This window comes from Parasutterella sp. St.1A3, from assembly GCF_059728705.1.
In genome coordinates this window covers 2,467,060-2,481,815 of sequence record NZ_BAAGFK010000001.1, presented here as the reverse complement: position 1 = coordinate 2,481,815, position 14,756 = coordinate 2,467,060, and the positions used below count along the sequence as shown (strand labels likewise).

Sequence of the window (14,756 nt, the reverse complement as noted above, 5' to 3'; positions counted from 1 at the left end):
TAATGGAACTGAAAGTCTTAAACGATCAGGGCCAGCAGACCGCTACTCTTGCGGCTGCCGATTCCCTTTTCGGTCGTGAATACAATGAAGCTCTGGTTCATCAGATCGTTGTTGCCTATCAGGCCAACGCTCGTCTCGGAACCCGTGCGCAGCTTACTCGTGAAGCTGTTCATCACTCCACACGCAAACCCTGGCGTCAGAAAGGTACAGGCCGTGCCCGCGCCGGTATGTCTTCCTCGCCGGTTTGGCGCGGAGGCGGCAGAGCTTTCCCGAACACACCTGATGAAAACTTCACACAGAAAGTTAACAAGAAGATGCTTAACGGCGCCATGGCCTGCATTTTCTCCAAGTTAGCTCAGGACGGACGTCTTGTTGTTGTGGACTCCATCGATGTTGACACTCCCAAGACAAAGAACTTTGCCAACAAGCTTAAGGCAATGGGTCTCGGCAGCGCTCTGATCATTACAACAGAGCTGAGCGAGAATCTTGATCTTGCCAGCCGCAACCTGAAGAACGTTTGGGTTGTTGAGCCGCGTTATGCTGATCCTGTTTCTCTGGTTCACTTCGATTCTGTTGTCGTTACAAAACAAGCTATTGCTAAGCTTGAGGAGATGTGGGGATGAGCCAAGATTTCCTTTACAAAGTAATTCTCGGTTCTGTTGTCTCTGAAAAGGCGACAAGAATCGGTGATAAGCACAATCAGTACATCTTCAGCATTGTTCCTGAAGCAACTAAAGAGGATGTCAAGGCCGCCGTTGAATTTCTTTTCAAGGTAAAAGTATCCGGCGTTCAGGTCGTGAACATCAAAGGCAAGCAGAAACGCAACGGTCGTTTCCCCGGTAAGCGCAGCGACGTTCGCAAAGCTTATGTCTGCCTGGCCGACGATCAAGAAATTAACTTCGCAGAGGTGAAGTAATGGCTCTGGTTACACTTAAACCTACATCTCCCGGCCGCCGTCATGCAGTTAAGGTTGTCAACAACGAACTGCACAAAGGCAAGCCGTATGCTCCGCTGGTTGAAAAGAAGAACCGCGGATCCGGCCGCAACAACTTCGGCCGTATTACCGTTCGTCATCAGGGCGGCGGTCACAAGAAAGCGTATCGTATTATTGACTTCAAGCGCGACAAAGACGGAATTCCCGCTATTGTTGAACGCATCGAGTACGATCCGAACCGTTCTGCGAACATCGCTCTTGTTCTGTACAAGGACGGTGAACGCCGCTACATTCTCGCACCGAAAGGCCTGAAAGCCGGTGACGAAATCATGAGCGGTCAGGAAGCCCCGATCAAAGTCGGCAATACACTTCCGCTTCGCAACATTCCGGTTGGTTCCACGATTCACAACATCGAAATGAAGCCGAAGAAAGGCGGTCAGATGATTCGTGCTGCCGGTGCTTTTGCACAGCTTCTGGCTCGTGAAGGCGCCTATGCTCAGGTTCGTCTTCGTTCCGGTGAAGTTCGCCGCGTTCTTATTGAATGCCGTGCGACAATCGGTACCGTCGGCAATGAAGAAAACAGTCTTCGTGAACTCGGCAAAGCCGGTGCCAAGCGTTGGCGCGGTATTCGTCCGACCGTTCGCGGTGTTGTAATGAACCCGGTTGATCACCCGCACGGTGGTGGTGAAGGCCGTACCGGTACCGGTCGCGCGCCTGTCACACCTTGGGGTCAGCTCACCAAGGGTTATCGTACTCGTAACAACAAGCGCACAGACAACATGATTGTGTCTCGTCGCTATCGTAAGTAAGGGGGCCTGAATGTCTCGTTCGCTTAAGAAGGGACCGTTCGTCGACGGATCCTTACTGAAGAAGGTCGAAGCCGCCCAAGCCGGTCGTGACAAACGTCCGATCAAGACTTGGTCTCGTCGTTCGACAATTCTTCCTGAATTTATCGGTCTTACCATTGCTGTCCACAACGGACGTCAGCATGTGCCGGTATTTATTAATGAAAACATGGTTGGCCACAAGTTGGGTGAGTTTGCTCTTACCCGTACTTTCAAGGGCCACGCAGCTGATAAGAAGGCTGCTCCAGCTAAGAGGTAAGAATAATGGAAACCACAGCAATCGTACGTGGAGTTCGCCTCTCGGCTCAGAAAGGCCGTTTGGTTGCGGATCTTGTTCGCGGTAAACCCGTTGACAAGGCCCTGAACATTCTTTCTTTCACGCAGAAGAAGGCTGCTGGCATCATCGGCAAAGCGCTTCAATCTGCCATTGCCAATGCCGAGCATAATGACGGCGCTGATATTGACGATCTTCGCGTTACTTCCATCTATGTTGAGAAGGCCGCCACACTTCGTCGTTTCTCCGCCAGAGCCAAGGGCCGCGGCGCTCGTATCGGTAAGCAGACTTGTCACATCTATGTGACAGTCGGCGATACACCGGCTAAGAAATAATAGGTGAACCATGGGACAGAAAATTAATCCGACAGGCTTTCGCCTTCCTGTAACACACGACTGGACATCACGTTGGTATGCTACAGGCCGCGATTTTGCCCGCACACTGGCAGAAGACCTCAAGGTTCGTGAATTCCTGGGCAAGAAGCTCAAGAACGCATCCGTTGGTCGTATTCTCATCGAGCGTCCCGCTAAGAACGCTCGCATCACCATCTTCTCCGCTCGTCCGGGCATGGTGATTGGCAAGAAGGGTGAAGATCTTCAGGTTCTGAAGAACGAACTCTCCAAGATGATGGGCGTACCTGTACACGTCAACATTGAAGAAGTTCGTCGTCCTGACTTGGACGCTCAGCTGATTGCCGACGGCATTACTCAGCAGCTCGAAAAGCGCATTATGTTCCGCCGCGCGATGAAGCGCGCTATGCAGAACGCCATGCGCCAGGGCGCTCTTGGTATCAAGATCATGTCTTCCGGTCGTTTGAACGGTGCTGAAATCGCCCGTACCGAATGGTATCGTGAAGGTCGTGTTCCTCTGCACACTCTTCGTGCCGACATTGACTACGGTTTCTCCGAAGCCAATACCACATACGGCATTATCGGTGTGAAGGTTTGGGTTTACAAAGGCGACAATACTGCCAAGGATCTTGCAGCTGAAGCTGCTGCTCCGGCTGATCGTGAAGATCGCCGCAATCGTCGTCCGGGCAAGCCGAACAACCGCCGCGGCCGCAAACCCGCTGACGGAGAAGGCAAGCAGGCTCGTGCTCCCCGCAAGGCCGCCGAAACTGCTGCTAAGGAAGGAGAAGAATAATGCTGCAACCAAACAGAACCAAGTACCGTAAGGACCAGAAGGGCCGTAACTATGGTTTGGCTCAGAGAGGCGCAAAGGTCTCCTTTGGTCAGTTCGGTCTGAAAGTTACCGAGCGCGGTCGTCTGACAGCTCGTCAGATTGAAGCTGCTCGTCGTGCCATCACCCGCCACATTAAACGCGGCGGCCGTGTATGGATCCGTGTGTTCCCGGACAAACCTATTTCCTCTAAACCCGCTGAAGTTCGTATGGGTAACGGTAAAGGTAATCCGGAATACTGGGTTGCATTAGTGCAGCCGGGTCGCGTGATTTATGAACTGGACGGCGTTGATGAAGCGCTGGCTCGTGAGGCTTTCCGTCTTGCCGCAGCCAAGCTTCCTCTGAAGTCTATGTTCGTTACACGCCAGATTGGCCAGTAAGGAGAGTGCAGAATGAAAGCCAAAGATTTACGCGCTATGGACGAAGCTGCGCTTAACAAAGAACTGCAGGACCTTCTGAAAGCACAGTTCACACTGCGTCTGCAGAAGTCTCATCAGCAACTTGAAAATACGAGCATGATTCGTAAGACACGCCGCGACATCGCACGCGTCCGTACAATTCTTGCTCAGAAGGCAGCGACGAAATGAGCGAAAACAAACTTACACGTACCCTGATCGGTAAAGCTGTTAGCACCAAGATGGACAAGACAGTTACTGTTCTTGTTGAACGCAAGGTTAAGCATCCGATCGGCAAGATCGTCGTCAAGAGCAAGAAGTATCATGTTCATGACGAAAACAACGACGTTAGAGAAGGCGACATCGTCGAGATCTCTGAAACCCGTCCGATTTCCCGCACGAAGTCCTGGACAGTTTCCAAGATCATCGAACGCGCAGTCATCTAATTGTAAAAAAATAATTTAATTTTCTTAGAGAGCTTGCAAAGATATCCTTAATTGGATATACTTGCGGCTCTCTAAGTTTATTTATTTGGAAAGTTCTTTCCGTTTAATAACTTAGAGGTTCACTGGGGTTCCGGTTCTTTTGAACAACCTGCCCCGTAAAAGCAGGTATCTGTGAGACTGGATTGGAAACTCTTCTCCCGGACGGGACCAAAACTGGCCGAGCATAGCGAATCGCTATGACCTCGGAATAAGTTGGAATATTAAAAACCATGATTCAGATGCAATCTAATCTGGACGTCGCCGACAACACCGGTGCTCGTTCAGTGCAATGTATTAAAGTGTTGGGCGGCTCCAAGCGCCGCTACGCCAATATTGGCGACATTATCAAAGTGACCGTCAAAGAAGCGGCCCCCCGCGGTCGTGTCAAAAAAGGCGAAGTCTACAGTGCTGTTGTAGTTAGAACTGCTAAGGGTGTTCGTCGTCCTGACGGTTCCTCCATCAGCTTTGACGGCAACGCTGCTGTCCTGCTTAACAACAAACTGGAACCGATTGGAACACGTATCTTCGGACCGGTTACGCGCGAACTGCGTACCGAACGTTTCATGAAGATCGTTTCTCTGGCTCCTGAAGTTCTTTAAGGAGAACACAGAATGCAACGTATCCGCAAAGGTGACGAGGTTATCGTCATTACCGGCCGTGATAAAGGCAAAAAAGGCACGGTGACTGCTGTTCACAGCGACGGTAAAGTCGTTGTTGAAGGCATCAACATCGTTAAGAAGCACGTCAAGCCGAACCCCATGCTGGGTCAGGCCGGCGGCATTATGGACAAGACGCTTCCCATTGACGGTTCCAACGTCATGCTCGTCAATCCGAAGACCGGTAAGGGCGACCGCATCGGTTTCCAGGTTGTTGACGGCAAGAAAGTACGCGTCTTCAAGAGTGACGGTGCCGTTGTCGGCGCCAAAGCATAAGAGGTCGCAGTAAATGTCTCGTTTTTTCAATAAATATCGTGACGAAGTGGTTCCGGCCCTGACAAAACAGTTCGGTTACAAAACCGAAATGCAGGTTCCCCGCATCACAAAAATCACACTGAATATGGGTGTCGGTGAAGCTGTCAATGACAAGAAGCTTATTGACCACGCTGTTTCCGACCTGACCAAGATTGCTGGTCAGAAGCCTGTTGTTACCAAGACTCGTAAGGCTATCGCCAACTTCAAGATTCGTGAAAACATGCCGATCGGCTGTATGGTCACGCTTCGCGGCGAGCGCATGTATGAATTCCTTGACCGTTTAGTCACAATCGCTTTCCCGCGTGTTCGTGACTTCCGTGGTGTTAACGCTCGTGCCTTTGACGGCCGCGGCAACTACAACATCGGTCTGAAGGAACAGATTATTTTCCCGGAAATTGAATACGACAAGATCGACAAGCTCCGCGGACTTAACATCAGCATTACGACAACCGCTAAGACGGACGAAGAAGCCAAGGCACTTCTGGCTGCCTTCAAATTCCCGTTCCGTAACTAAGCGAGGTGATTTAATTGGCTAAACTCGCACTTATCAATCGTGAACTCAAGCGCAAAATGTGCGCTCAGAAGTTTGCTGCTAAACGTGCCGCTCTGAAAGCGGTTATTAACGATGCTACCCGCTCGATGGAAGAGCGCATGGAAGCCCGCATCGCACTTCAGTCTCTGCCCCGTGACGCAAGTCCCTGCCGTCAGCGCAACCGCTGCGGCATCACCGGTCGTCCCCGCGGTACATTCCGCAAATTCGGCCTAGCCAGAGGCAAGATCCGCGAAGCGGCTATGCATGGTGACATTCCCGGCCTGACTAAGGCCAGCTGGTAAGCGAGGAGATTACAAATGAGTATGAGTGATCCGATCGCCGACATGCTGACCCGTATCCGTAACGGTCAGATGGTCGACAAAACGGAAGTTACAATGCCTTCTTCCAAGCTGAAGGTGGCGATTGCAAAGGTTCTTGAAGACGAAGGCTACATCTCCGGTTATTCCGTTGACGCCAACGAAGGCAAGCCCGTTCTTCATATTGGTCTTAAATATTATGCCGGCCGTCCTGTTATCGAAACAATCGAACGTGTTTCGAGACCCGGACTGCGTGTATACAAGAATCACGAAACGATTCCTCAGGTCATGAACGGCCTTGGAATTGCGATCATTTCCACACCGAAAGGCGTGATGACTGATCGCAAAGCTCGTGAAGCTGGCATTGGCGGCGAAGTCATCTGCTACGTTGCCTAAGCTAGGAGAATACTATGTCACGAGTTGCTAAGATTCCCGTCACCCTCGGTAAGGGTGTTGAAGCCTCGATCGCTGACGGCGTTATCACCGTCAAAGGACCGAAAGGCACGCTTACTCAGAAGCTTGACGCTTCTGTTGAAGTGAAGGTTGAGAACGGCCACGTTTACTTCAAAGCTCTTGAAGAAACGAAGCAGTCCAACGCAATGAGCGGTACGCTCAGAGCTCTTGTTAACGCGATGAACATCGGCGTTACAGAAGGCTTCACAAAGAAACTGACTCTGGTCGGTGTTGGTTACCGTGCTCAGGCTCAGGGCGACACCCTGAATCTGAACCTCGGTTTCTCTCATCCGGTTGCTCACAAGATGCCTGCCGGCATTAAGTGTGAAACCCCGACTCAGACAGAGATTCTGATTCACGGCGCCGACAAACAGAAAGTCGGCCAGGTTGCTGCAGAAATTCGCAGCTATCGTGCTCCTGAACCCTATAAGGGCAAGGGTGTTCGCTATGCTGATGAAGTTGTAGTGATCAAGGAAACTAAGAAGAAATAAGCGGGCGGAGGCTTAAAGTGATCGACAAGAAACAAAATCGTCTGCGTCGTGCGCGTGCCACGCGTGCCCGCATTAAGAGCATGAAGGCTAATCGCCTGACTGTTCATCGTACAAATCTGCACATTTACGCTCAGATCATTTCTGCCGACGGCAAGAATGTTCTGTGCTCTGCCTCTACGGTTGAGCCGGAAGTCCGTGCTCAGCTGGCAGGTGTGTCCGGCAAGGGTGGCAACGTCAACGCTGCGAAGATTATCGGTACACGCATTGCTGAGAAAGCAAAGGCTGCCGGAATTGAAAGCTGCGCTTTTGACCGCGCCGGTTATCGTTTTCATGGCCGTATCGCCGCGCTTGCAACAGCAGCGCGCGAAGCCGGTCTCAAGTTCTAAGGAATAGCTAAATGGCAAAACAAGCTAAAGGCCCCATGGCTGAAGAACAGGATGACGGCATTCGCGAAAAAATGATTGCTGTCAATCGCGTCACCAAAGTTGTTAAAGGCGGTCGTATTCTCGGCTTTGCTGCTTTAACAGTAGTTGGCGACGGCGACGGCCGTATCGGTATGGGCAAGGGCAAGTCCCGTGAAGTTCCTGTTTCCGTCCAGAAAGCGATGGATCAGGCTCGCCGCAGCATGGAAAAGATTCCTCTTCGTGACGGAACCATTTACCACGCTGTTGAAGGCCATCACGGCGCTTCCCGCGTGATGCTTCTTCCGGCTCCCGAAGGTACCGGCGTTATTGCCGGCGGTCCGATGCGTGCTATTTTCGACGTAATGGGTATTCGCAACATTGTTGCCAAGTCTCATGGTTCCTCGAACCCCTACAACATGGTTCGTGCCACCATTGACGCTCTCAACAATCTGCGCACCCCGAGCGAAATTGCTGCTAAGCGCGGCAAGACCGTTGAAGAAATCATCGGTTAATCAGGAGTGTTAAATGGAAAAGAAAACAGTTAAAGTGACTCTGGTCAAGAGCCCGATCGGCTGCAAGAAAGCCCATCGCCAGACTGTTCTTGGTCTCGGTCTGAAGAAGATTCGTCAGACACGCGAACTTGAGGACACTCCTGCCGTACGCGGCATGATCAGCACTGTCTCTTACCTTGTTCGTGCTGAATAATTGAGGATTAGAAATGAAACTTAATACCATTCAGCCGGCTGCAGGTTCCAAGAGCGCAGCCCATCGCGTTGGTCGCGGTGTTGGAAGCGGTTGGGGCAAGACTGCCGGCCGCGGTCACAAAGGTCAGAAGTCTCGTGCCGGCGGATTCCACAAAGTTGGTTTCGAAGGCGGCCAGATGCCTCTGCATCGTCGTCTGCCGAAGCGCGGCTTCACTTCCTGGACTCATGAATTCGTTGCTGAAGTTCGCTTGAGCGAACTTGAAAAGCTGGGTCTGGAAGAGATCAACCTCGGCGATCTGATCAATGCAAATGTGATCAAATCCAATTCGAAGGATGCTCGCGTTATTCTCTCCGGAGAAATCAAGCGCAAAGTTATTCTTCGCGGCATTACCGCTACTAAGGGTGCGAAGGCTGCTATTGAAGCTGCCGGCGGATCCGTTGTTGTGGAAGCTGATAAATAATTTGAGATAAGGAATTAAACGTGGCCAAGAACATTCCGGCGAAAGCCAGCAGCAAGTACGGCGATTTATATCGACGAGTAATTTTTCTTGTATTGGCTCTCGTTGTTTATCGTATCGGCACGCATATTCCGGTTCCCGGTATCGATCCAGATACCTTAAAAGAGCTGTTTAATCAGCAGCAGGGCGGCATCTTAGGGCTGTTTAACATGTTCTCGGGCGGCGCCCTGTCCCGTTTCTCCGTTTTCGCGCTTGGTATCATGCCGTACATTTCGGCATCGATTATCATGCAGATGCTTTCTTACGTACTTCCCTCTCTGGAGAGTCTGCGTAAGGAAGGCGAATCCGGAAGAAGAAAGATCACGCAGTACACTCGTTACGGCACACTTCTTTTGGGCACATTCCAGGCGTTAGGTATTGCCGTCGCTTTGGAAACGCAGCCCGGCCTGGTCATTGATCCGGGCTTCTTCTTCCGCTTTGTCTGTGTTGTTTCTCTCGTTACCGGCACCATGTTCCTCATGTGGCTTGGCGAGCAAATTACAGAGCGCGGAATCGGCAACGGCATTTCGATCATCATTTTCGCAGGTATCGTTGCGGGTCTGCCCGCTGCGGTAAGCGGTCTTTTCCAGTTGGTTTCCACCGGCGCGATCGGACCTCTGTCTGCGATTTTCATCATTGCGATCGTGATGCTCGTTACGGCATTTGTGGTCTTTATGGAAAGAGGCCAGCGCCGTATTACAGTTAACTATGCCAAGCGTCAGGTCGGCAACAAGATTTACGGCGGTCAGAGTTCGTATCTTCCTTTGAAGATCAACATGGCCAACGTGATTCCTCCGATCTTTGCTTCTTCGCTGATTCTCTTCCCGGCTACCTTAGCCAGTTGGTTTACCAGCGGAGAGAGCACACGCTGGATTCGTGACCTTGCGGCTTCTCTTTCCCCGGGTCAACCGATTTATACACTGCTCTATGCAGCTCTGATTGTATTCTTTGCTTACTTCTACACGGCTTTGGTTTTCAATCCGCGTGAGACAGCTGAGAATCTTAAGAAGAGCGGTGCCTTTGTACCGGGTATTCGTCCGGGTGAACAGACATCCCGCTATATTGACAAAGTTCTGCTTCGTCTGACACTTGCGGGTTCCATCTATCTGGTCTTTGTCTGTTTGGTTCCTGAGTTCCTCAATCTGCGCTTTAACGTTCCGTTCTATTTCGGCGGCACATCACTTCTGATCGTTGTCGTCGTGACGATGGACTTTATGAGTCAGGTTCAGGCTTATCTCATGAGTCATCAATACGAATCGCTGCTGAAGAAGACAAACTTCCGAGGCTTCGGTCCCGGTTCACTTCCCCGTTAACGGGTTGTAACCAGTCGATAATTTGCAGAAAAGAGCGGGATTAGATATAATCCCGCTCCTTATGCATTACTCTGCGATTTGCACTACATTTTGCAGGGACAGTTCTGTATGAGGTTCTTCGCGAGAGGCCTCGTGCACTTTTGGAGATAACTATGAAAGTAAACGCTTCGGTCAAAAAAATGTGCCGCAAGTGCAAGATCATCAAGCGCAAAGGCGTGGTCCGCGTGATCTGCTCGGATCCTCGTCATAAACAGCGCCAAGGCTAAAGAGGTAAATAATGGCTCGTATCGCCGGTATTAACATTCCGCCGAATCAGCACGCTGAAATCGGCTTAACCGCCATCTATGGCATCGGTCGTCCCCGTGCCCGTGAAATTTTGAATGCGGTTGGTGTTGACACAACTAAGAAGGTCAAAGACCTGACAGACGCAGAACTTGAAAAAATTCGTGATGCGATCAGCAAGCTGACTGTCGAAGGCGACCTTCGTCGTGAAGTTCAATTGTCAATTAAGCGCCTTATTGACTTAGGTACCTACAGAGGTATGCGTCATCGTCGCGGTCTGCCCGTTCGCGGTCAGCGCACCCGTACGAATGCTCGTACCCGCAAGGGACCGAAGAAAGCTGGCGTCGCACTTAAGAAATAAGGTAAAGGACGACTATGGCAGGAAAGATTCCTAACGCGCAGCAGATTGCTGCTCAGCGCGCTCGCAGAAAAGTTAAGAAAGTCGTGACAGAAGGCATTGCCCACGTTCACGCTTCCTTCAACAATACAATCATCACAATTACTGACCGTCAGGGCAACGCGATTGCCGCGTCCAGCTCCGGCGCTCAGGGTTTCAAAGGCTCTCGTAAGTCCACTCCGTTTGCAGCTCAGGTTGCAGCAGAGCAGGCCGGCCGTCATGCCCTTGAATATGGCTTAAAGAACGTTGAAGTCCGTATTACCGGACCCGGACCCGGCCGCGAATCCAGTGTTCGTGCGCTCAACGCTCTTGGTATTCGCGTCACTTCCATTCAGGACGTTACTCCCGTTCCTCACAACGGTGTTCGTCCTTCGAAGCGTCGCCGTGTTTAATAACTAATTCCCGCGTTAATCAGCAAACTGATTAACTGAATGTGGAAGACACAGGATAAGAGAAAAAAATGGCTCGTTATACCGGACCTAAAGAAAAGCTCGCACGCCGTGAAGGCTGCGACTTGAATCTCAAGAGCGCTGTTCGCTCTTTTGATTCCAAATGCAAACACGAATATGCCCCGGGTCAGCATGGCCGCACCTCCGGTGCTCGTCTCTCTGACTACGGTGCTCAGCTTCGTGAAAAGCAGAAAGTTAAACGTATGTACGGCGTTCTCGAACGTCAGTTCAGACTTTATTTCGCTAAAGCCGCCAGAAAACGCGGCAACACCGGCGAGCAGCTCCTCAGCCTGCTTGAAAGACGTCTGGACAATGTTGTCTATCGTATGGGCTTCGGCTGCACACGTGCTGAAGCACGTCAGCTGGTTTCCCACTGCGCTATCAGCGTCAACGGCAACAAAGTCAATATTCCTTCTTACTTAGTTAAAGAAGGCGACGTCATCGCCGTCCGTGAAAAAGCCAAGAATCAGGAACGTATTGTTAACAGCCTGAAACTGGCAGAAACCGGTGGTTTCCCGGACTGGGTTTCCGTTGATGTAAACAAGAAGGAAGGAACATTCAAGCATGTTCCGGCCCGTGACGAAATCGCTCACGACGTCAACGAATCTCTGATTGTTGAATTGTATTCTCGCTAAACTTGCAGTACCGCGGCAGTGTAGTGCGCTGCCGCATAGTTTCACCACGCGATCTCATCCTTTGGGGCTGAGATCGTCGTGTCGTTTAAGGCCCCAACATTCCTACAGCCTTATCGGTGTAACGAGCCGAGGGTATTGTTAAAAGGAAAACTAATGTCTGTTAATGCTCTGCTTAAGCCGCGCAGCATCGAAGTCGAAGCTGTTGACGGCAATCCTTATTCCGCCACCGTAACGATGGAACCGTTTGAAACCGGTTACGCCCATACGCTTGGCAACGCGCTTCGCCGTGTTCTTCTCAGCTCCATGGTCGGCTTTGCTCCGACTGAAGCTCAGATTGCCGGTGTTGTTCACGAATACAGCCAGATTGACGGTGTTAAGGAAGACGTTGTTGACATTCTTCTTAACGTCAAGGGCGTGATTTTCAAACTCGAGAACCGTGATGAAGTCACCGTAACGCTGCGTCGTGAAGGCCAGGGTGTTGTGACAGCGGCCGACTTTGATCTGCCTCATGACTGCACGATTCTCAACCCTGACCATGTGATTGCAAATCTTTCCGGCGGAAAGATCGACATGCAGCTCAAGGTTGAAAAAGGCCGCGGCTATCAGCCGGGCGACATGAGAGCTCTGAAAGACGACTACAGCAAGGGAACGATTGGCCGCATCATTATGGATGCTTCCTTCTCCCCGATTCTTCGCGTCGCCTATAAGGTTGAAAACGCTCGTGTTGAACAGCGTACTGACCTTGACAAGCTCGTTATGTCCATTGAAACGAACGGCGCTATTCTTCCGGAAGAAGCCCTTCGTCAGGCCGCTCACATTCTTCAGGATCAGCTTTCCGTCTTTGGCGGACTGCCGACCATTGGCGCCGAGCCTCCCGCTCCCGCGCCCATCTTCAGCAACACCAGCGGTGTCACTGTTGAAGAGCCTGTTGTCAAACCTCAGCCTCCGGTTGATCCGATCCTTCGCCGTCCGGTTGACGATCTTGAACTCACCGTTCGTTCTGCGAACTGCCTGAAAGCCGAAAACATTTACTACATCGGCGATCTGATCCAAAGAACAGAAAACGAACTTCTCAAGACTCCGAACCTCGGACGCAAGTCGCTCAATGAGATTAAGGAAGTCCTGGCTGCGCACGGTCTGACACTCGGCATGAAGCTTGAGAACTGGCCTCCTGTTGGTCTCGACCACTAAGAACATTTTGTAGTATTTGTTTTACTTCGATATTTTTAAATTTTATTCAGCTCGGCTATAATGCCGAGCTCACCCGCCCGCTCCGAAAGGAGATAGAAGAGACGGGAGATGCCCAAGCGGCACCCTAACTAGACTTTTTATTAAGGAATTTGAAAATGCGTCATAAACTCGGTCTTCGCAAACTGAATCGTACATCTGCCCATCGTCTGGCCATGCTCCGCAACATGACCAATTCTCTGCTGCGTCATGAAGCCATCAAGACAACTCTGCCGAAAGCCAAAGAGCTTCGTCGTGTTGTTGAGCCGATGATCACTCTTGCCAAAGAGCCGACAGTTGCGAACAAGCGTCTCGCATTTAACCGTCTTCGTGATCGCGAAATCGTTGTCAAGCTGTTCAACGAAATCGGACCGATGTTCAAGGATCGTAAGGGCGGCTACACTCGTATCCTGAAGATGGGCTATCGCGTTGGCGACAATGCTCCTCTCGCTTACGTTGAACTCGTTCAGAAGACAACCGACGCTGCTCCTGCCAAGGAAGAAGCCAAGGCTGAATAATCTCTGACATAGAGACGGAACAAGGTAAAGGCTCGCAAATGCGGGCCTTTGCTGTACCTGCAGGATAGAAAATGAAGAAAAACGAGATTGAAGACAGTGACGTTCGCCTGGACAAATGGCTTTGGGCCGCGCGTTTTTACAAGACACGCACGCTGTCTCAGGACAATATTGAGCTTGGCCGCGTACGGATGAACGGCGTACGGCTGAAAGCGAGCAAGACGGTCAAGGTCGGCGAGAAGCTGGAGATTATTCGGGGCGAGGAGCGTTTTGAAGTGATCGTTAAGGCTCTGTCCGGAAAGCGCGGAAACGCAGCCGCAGCGCAGGCACTTTATGAAGAAACGCCGGGAAGCCTCCAAAAACGACTTCTGATACGCGAAAACAGCAAGATGATGCCGATGCCAGGCAGTGACTATCACGGCCGTCCTACGAAGCGTGACGGGCGGAAAATCAGGAAATTCATTGAAGGCTTTAATCCTTCAAAGGACATTTAAAAGAAAAGGAGCGAATCCGTTTTGGACCGCTCCTTAATTTTTTACTGCGCTTGTCGGCTTACCTTCTGCCTTCTTCGGCGAGCCAGCGGGCTGCCTGCGGAGCAAAGTACGTCAGGATGCCGTCTGCGCCTGCACGCTTGAAGCAGACGAGAGACTCCATGATGGCTTTCTCCCGAGTTTTACAGTTTACGACTGCATAAAATCCCTGGAAGCCCCGTGTAGCGGGGCTTCTCCGATCTTACGATTTCCACGCCGTGGTAGCTACAACATTCAGCCCCGGTAAATGAAGTTTCTTTTTTAGGCCTACGGGCTTCTCTACGCGACTTAGGACCTTCAGACCAAAGTGCTTACTCATTTCATCAAACAGCCCCGGTTCGTATAACCTTAGAAATAACGGCAGCTGTGGATTGATATCATCGTAGACGACTTGGGACTGACGTAAGGCAGAGCACATCTTCCCATGAGTGACTTGATCTCCGAGTTCCTGCTTGAGGCTGTAAAGCATATATTTTTCCAGCACCAAGCTTATGAAGCAGCTCAAGAAATGGCCATATATGTGAGAATCTGTCCATACAAAGCATGGCCGAGTCTCCAATTGAGATTTGCTGACCCGGAAACAATCTTCAATTTGCCAGAGCTTTCGATAAATCTCAGTGGCTCTCTCAGGTGATATTTCAAGATTCGTGCAAATAACGTAATACCCATCCCATTGAGATTGTTCTTCTATTTTTTCGGTATCTAATTGCGGTGCACCGTCTTTTCTTGGCATTTTAACCAATGACTTATAGCCGGTTAGACGTAGTTTGCCCGGATTCTTAATTGCATCAAGCGCCTTATCAATCGCTCTATCTCTGTCTGCCCTATCTTTTTTTGCTCTGCGCGGACTGTAAGAGACGATCCAATGCAAATTCATAGTGTCAATTGAATTCTCTCAACCTGTCTTGTCCTGAAAAAAGTTGACTA

28 protein-coding genes and 1 pseudogene are annotated in these 14,756 nt (G+C 50.9%); 27 read left to right on the top strand and 2 right to left on the bottom strand.

Annotation, left to right across the window (positions count from 1 at the left end):
- The first annotated feature begins 2 nt into the window (after window positions 1–2).
- The 27 genes from rplD (at window position 3) to AC6I1F_RS11445 (ending at window position 13,793) form a co-directional block, all read left to right on the top strand.
- Entirely contained in the window at window positions 3–623 is a 621-nt protein-coding gene (gene rplD / locus AC6I1F_RS11575; RefSeq protein WP_160335500.1) for a 50S ribosomal protein L4, read from the top strand.
- Entirely contained in the window at window positions 620–916 is a 297-nt protein-coding gene (rplW, locus tag AC6I1F_RS11570) for a 50S ribosomal protein L23 (protein ID WP_289077165.1), read from the top strand. Before rplD ends, rplW begins: the two co-directional genes overlap by 4 nt.
- Complete coding sequence (rplB, locus tag AC6I1F_RS11565; RefSeq protein WP_160335502.1) at window positions 916–1,743, top strand: 50S ribosomal protein L2; 828 nt, start codon at window positions 916–918, stop codon at window positions 1,741–1,743. Before rplW ends, rplB begins: the two co-directional genes overlap by 1 nt.
- A 10-nt stretch (window positions 1,744–1,753) precedes the next feature.
- A complete protein-coding gene (gene rpsS / locus AC6I1F_RS11560) occupies window positions 1,754–2,038 on the top strand; it encodes a 30S ribosomal protein S19 (protein ID WP_160335503.1) in 285 nt (94 codons plus the stop codon).
- A 5-nt stretch (window positions 2,039–2,043) separates the two neighbouring features.
- Window positions 2,044–2,388, top strand: coding sequence for a 50S ribosomal protein L22 (gene rplV, locus AC6I1F_RS11555; RefSeq protein WP_160335504.1), 345 nt, complete (start codon window positions 2,044–2,046; stop codon window positions 2,386–2,388).
- A gap of 10 nt (window positions 2,389–2,398) precedes the next feature.
- Complete coding sequence (gene rpsC, locus AC6I1F_RS11550; RefSeq protein WP_160335505.1) at window positions 2,399–3,196, top strand: 30S ribosomal protein S3; 798 nt, start codon at window positions 2,399–2,401, stop codon at window positions 3,194–3,196.
- The gene (rplP, locus tag AC6I1F_RS11545; RefSeq protein WP_160335506.1) at window positions 3,196–3,612 is read left to right on the top strand and encodes a 50S ribosomal protein L16; all 417 of its coding nucleotides are present in this window, start codon (window positions 3,196–3,198) and stop codon (window positions 3,610–3,612) included. The genes rpsC and rplP overlap by 1 nt, the downstream gene beginning before the upstream one ends.
- A gap of 12 nt (window positions 3,613–3,624) precedes the next feature.
- Entirely contained in the window at window positions 3,625–3,819 is a 195-nt protein-coding gene (gene rpmC, locus AC6I1F_RS11540; protein ID WP_160335507.1) for a 50S ribosomal protein L29, read from the top strand.
- Entirely contained in the window at window positions 3,816–4,073 is a 258-nt protein-coding gene (gene rpsQ / locus AC6I1F_RS11535) for a 30S ribosomal protein S17 (protein ID WP_160335508.1), read from the top strand. The genes rpmC and rpsQ overlap by 4 nt, the downstream gene beginning before the upstream one ends.
- Window positions 4,074–4,342: 269 nt before the next feature.
- The gene (gene rplN / locus AC6I1F_RS11530) at window positions 4,343–4,711 is read left to right on the top strand and encodes a 50S ribosomal protein L14 (RefSeq protein ID WP_160335509.1); all 369 of its coding nucleotides are present in this window, start codon (window positions 4,343–4,345) and stop codon (window positions 4,709–4,711) included.
- Window positions 4,712–4,723: 12 nt separating this feature from the next.
- The gene (gene rplX / locus AC6I1F_RS11525) at window positions 4,724–5,044 is read left to right on the top strand and encodes a 50S ribosomal protein L24 (RefSeq protein ID WP_160335510.1); all 321 of its coding nucleotides are present in this window, start codon (window positions 4,724–4,726) and stop codon (window positions 5,042–5,044) included.
- Between the two features lie 13 nt (window positions 5,045–5,057).
- The gene (rplE, locus tag AC6I1F_RS11520; protein WP_160335511.1) at window positions 5,058–5,597 is read left to right on the top strand and encodes a 50S ribosomal protein L5; all 540 of its coding nucleotides are present in this window, start codon (window positions 5,058–5,060) and stop codon (window positions 5,595–5,597) included.
- Window positions 5,598–5,611: 14 nt separating this feature from the next.
- Window positions 5,612–5,917: a 30S ribosomal protein S14 gene (rpsN, locus tag AC6I1F_RS11515; protein ID WP_160335512.1), complete on the top strand. Its 306-nt coding sequence runs from the start codon at window positions 5,612–5,614 to the stop codon at window positions 5,915–5,917.
- 15 nt (window positions 5,918–5,932) lie between these two features.
- A complete protein-coding gene (rpsH, locus tag AC6I1F_RS11510; RefSeq protein WP_160335513.1) occupies window positions 5,933–6,328 on the top strand; it encodes a 30S ribosomal protein S8 in 396 nt (131 codons plus the stop codon).
- A gap of 14 nt (window positions 6,329–6,342) precedes the next feature.
- Window positions 6,343–6,876: a 50S ribosomal protein L6 gene (gene rplF, locus AC6I1F_RS11505; protein ID WP_160335514.1), complete on the top strand. Its 534-nt coding sequence runs from the start codon at window positions 6,343–6,345 to the stop codon at window positions 6,874–6,876.
- 20 nt (window positions 6,877–6,896) lie between these two features.
- Window positions 6,897–7,262 (top strand): 50S ribosomal protein L18, encoded by a 366-nt coding sequence (rplR, locus tag AC6I1F_RS11500; protein ID WP_160335535.1) that lies wholly within the window; start codon window positions 6,897–6,899, stop codon window positions 7,260–7,262.
- Between the two features lie 11 nt (window positions 7,263–7,273).
- Window positions 7,274–7,792, top strand: a complete 519-nt coding sequence (gene rpsE / locus AC6I1F_RS11495; protein WP_160335515.1) for a 30S ribosomal protein S5 — start codon at window positions 7,274–7,276, stop codon at window positions 7,790–7,792.
- Between the two features lie 13 nt (window positions 7,793–7,805).
- The gene (gene rpmD / locus AC6I1F_RS11490; protein WP_160335516.1) at window positions 7,806–7,985 is read left to right on the top strand and encodes a 50S ribosomal protein L30; all 180 of its coding nucleotides are present in this window, start codon (window positions 7,806–7,808) and stop codon (window positions 7,983–7,985) included.
- A 13-nt stretch (window positions 7,986–7,998) separates the two neighbouring features.
- Window positions 7,999–8,445, top strand: a complete 447-nt coding sequence (gene rplO, locus AC6I1F_RS11485; protein ID WP_160335517.1) for a 50S ribosomal protein L15 — start codon at window positions 7,999–8,001, stop codon at window positions 8,443–8,445.
- A gap of 20 nt (window positions 8,446–8,465) precedes the next feature.
- Window positions 8,466–9,794 carry a preprotein translocase subunit SecY gene (gene secY / locus AC6I1F_RS11480; RefSeq protein ID WP_160335518.1) on the top strand — a complete coding sequence of 443 codons (1,329 nt, stop codon included), beginning with the start codon at window positions 8,466–8,468 and terminating at the stop codon, window positions 9,792–9,794.
- A gap of 152 nt (window positions 9,795–9,946) precedes the next feature.
- On the top strand, window positions 9,947–10,060 hold the full coding sequence (gene rpmJ / locus AC6I1F_RS11475) for a 50S ribosomal protein L36 (RefSeq protein ID WP_008810441.1): 114 nt from the start codon (window positions 9,947–9,949) through the stop codon (window positions 10,058–10,060).
- An 11-nt stretch (window positions 10,061–10,071) separates the two neighbouring features.
- Window positions 10,072–10,437 carry a 30S ribosomal protein S13 gene (gene rpsM / locus AC6I1F_RS11470; protein ID WP_160335519.1) on the top strand — a complete coding sequence of 122 codons (366 nt, stop codon included), beginning with the start codon at window positions 10,072–10,074 and terminating at the stop codon, window positions 10,435–10,437.
- Window positions 10,438–10,451: 14 nt separating this feature from the next.
- Window positions 10,452–10,865, top strand: coding sequence for a 30S ribosomal protein S11 (gene rpsK / locus AC6I1F_RS11465; RefSeq protein WP_008810443.1), 414 nt, complete (start codon window positions 10,452–10,454; stop codon window positions 10,863–10,865).
- 68 nt (window positions 10,866–10,933) lie between these two features.
- On the top strand, window positions 10,934–11,557 hold the full coding sequence (rpsD, locus tag AC6I1F_RS11460) for a 30S ribosomal protein S4 (RefSeq protein ID WP_160335520.1): 624 nt from the start codon (window positions 10,934–10,936) through the stop codon (window positions 11,555–11,557).
- Between the two features lie 153 nt (window positions 11,558–11,710).
- A complete protein-coding gene (locus AC6I1F_RS11455; protein WP_160335521.1) occupies window positions 11,711–12,748 on the top strand; it encodes a DNA-directed RNA polymerase subunit alpha in 1,038 nt (345 codons plus the stop codon).
- A 155-nt stretch (window positions 12,749–12,903) separates the two neighbouring features.
- Window positions 12,904–13,302 (top strand): 50S ribosomal protein L17, encoded by a 399-nt coding sequence (gene rplQ, locus AC6I1F_RS11450; RefSeq protein ID WP_251452020.1) that lies wholly within the window; start codon window positions 12,904–12,906, stop codon window positions 13,300–13,302.
- A 71-nt stretch (window positions 13,303–13,373) separates the two neighbouring features.
- Window positions 13,374–13,793 (top strand): RNA-binding S4 domain-containing protein, encoded by a 420-nt coding sequence (locus tag AC6I1F_RS11445; RefSeq protein WP_160335523.1) that lies wholly within the window; start codon window positions 13,374–13,376, stop codon window positions 13,791–13,793.
- 58 nt (window positions 13,794–13,851) lie between these two features.
- Here the strand turns inward: AC6I1F_RS11445 and AC6I1F_RS11440 are convergent.
- Both AC6I1F_RS11440 and AC6I1F_RS11435 read right to left on the bottom strand, forming a co-directional pair.
- A pseudogene (locus AC6I1F_RS11440) lies at window positions 13,852–13,965 on the bottom strand (porphobilinogen synthase); the annotation flags it as partial.
- A 66-nt stretch (window positions 13,966–14,031) separates the two neighbouring features.
- Entirely contained in the window at window positions 14,032–14,706 is a 675-nt protein-coding gene (locus AC6I1F_RS11435) for an IS1634 family transposase (RefSeq protein ID WP_497801784.1), read from the bottom strand.
- Window positions 14,707–14,756: the final 50 nt, after the last annotated feature.

Excerpts from the sequence above, each read along its gene's own strand:
- rplD (WP_160335500.1), top strand. The coding sequence starts at position 3 with ATGGAACTGAAAGTCTTAAACGATCAGGGCCAGCAGACCGCTACTCTT.
- rplW (WP_289077165.1), top strand. The coding sequence starts at position 620 with ATGAGCCAAGATTTCCTTTACAAAGTAATTCTCGGTTCTGTTGTCTCT.
- rplB (WP_160335502.1), top strand. The coding sequence starts at position 916 with ATGGCTCTGGTTACACTTAAACCTACATCTCCCGGCCGCCGTCATGCA.
- rpsS (WP_160335503.1), top strand. The coding sequence starts at position 1,754 with ATGTCTCGTTCGCTTAAGAAGGGACCGTTCGTCGACGGATCCTTACTG.
- rplV (WP_160335504.1), top strand. The coding sequence starts at position 2,044 with ATGGAAACCACAGCAATCGTACGTGGAGTTCGCCTCTCGGCTCAGAAA.
- rpsC (WP_160335505.1), top strand. The coding sequence starts at position 2,399 with ATGGGACAGAAAATTAATCCGACAGGCTTTCGCCTTCCTGTAACACAC.
- rplP (WP_160335506.1), top strand. The coding sequence starts at position 3,196 with ATGCTGCAACCAAACAGAACCAAGTACCGTAAGGACCAGAAGGGCCGT.
- rpmC (WP_160335507.1), top strand. The coding sequence starts at position 3,625 with ATGAAAGCCAAAGATTTACGCGCTATGGACGAAGCTGCGCTTAACAAA.
- rpsQ (WP_160335508.1), top strand. The coding sequence starts at position 3,816 with ATGAGCGAAAACAAACTTACACGTACCCTGATCGGTAAAGCTGTTAGC.
- rplN (WP_160335509.1), top strand. The coding sequence starts at position 4,343 with ATGATTCAGATGCAATCTAATCTGGACGTCGCCGACAACACCGGTGCT.
- rplX (WP_160335510.1), top strand. The coding sequence starts at position 4,724 with ATGCAACGTATCCGCAAAGGTGACGAGGTTATCGTCATTACCGGCCGT.
- rplE (WP_160335511.1), top strand. The coding sequence starts at position 5,058 with ATGTCTCGTTTTTTCAATAAATATCGTGACGAAGTGGTTCCGGCCCTG.
- rpsH (WP_160335513.1), top strand. The coding sequence starts at position 5,933 with ATGAGTATGAGTGATCCGATCGCCGACATGCTGACCCGTATCCGTAAC.
- rplF (WP_160335514.1), top strand. The coding sequence starts at position 6,343 with ATGTCACGAGTTGCTAAGATTCCCGTCACCCTCGGTAAGGGTGTTGAA.
- rpsE (WP_160335515.1), top strand. The coding sequence starts at position 7,274 with ATGGCAAAACAAGCTAAAGGCCCCATGGCTGAAGAACAGGATGACGGC.
- rpmD (WP_160335516.1), top strand. The coding sequence starts at position 7,806 with ATGGAAAAGAAAACAGTTAAAGTGACTCTGGTCAAGAGCCCGATCGGC.
- rplO (WP_160335517.1), top strand. The coding sequence starts at position 7,999 with ATGAAACTTAATACCATTCAGCCGGCTGCAGGTTCCAAGAGCGCAGCC.
- rpmJ (WP_008810441.1), top strand. The coding sequence starts at position 9,947 with ATGAAAGTAAACGCTTCGGTCAAAAAAATGTGCCGCAAGTGCAAGATC.
- rpsM (WP_160335519.1), top strand. The coding sequence starts at position 10,072 with ATGGCTCGTATCGCCGGTATTAACATTCCGCCGAATCAGCACGCTGAA.
- rpsK (WP_008810443.1), top strand. The coding sequence starts at position 10,452 with ATGGCAGGAAAGATTCCTAACGCGCAGCAGATTGCTGCTCAGCGCGCT.
- rpsD (WP_160335520.1), top strand. The coding sequence starts at position 10,934 with ATGGCTCGTTATACCGGACCTAAAGAAAAGCTCGCACGCCGTGAAGGC.
- AC6I1F_RS11455 (WP_160335521.1), top strand. The coding sequence starts at position 11,711 with ATGTCTGTTAATGCTCTGCTTAAGCCGCGCAGCATCGAAGTCGAAGCT.
- rplQ (WP_251452020.1), top strand. The coding sequence starts at position 12,904 with ATGCGTCATAAACTCGGTCTTCGCAAACTGAATCGTACATCTGCCCAT.
- AC6I1F_RS11445 (WP_160335523.1), top strand. The coding sequence starts at position 13,374 with ATGAAGAAAAACGAGATTGAAGACAGTGACGTTCGCCTGGACAAATGG.
- AC6I1F_RS11435 (WP_497801784.1), bottom strand. The coding sequence starts at position 14,706 with ATGAATTTGCATTGGATCGTCTCTTACAGTCCGCGCAGAGCAAAAAAA.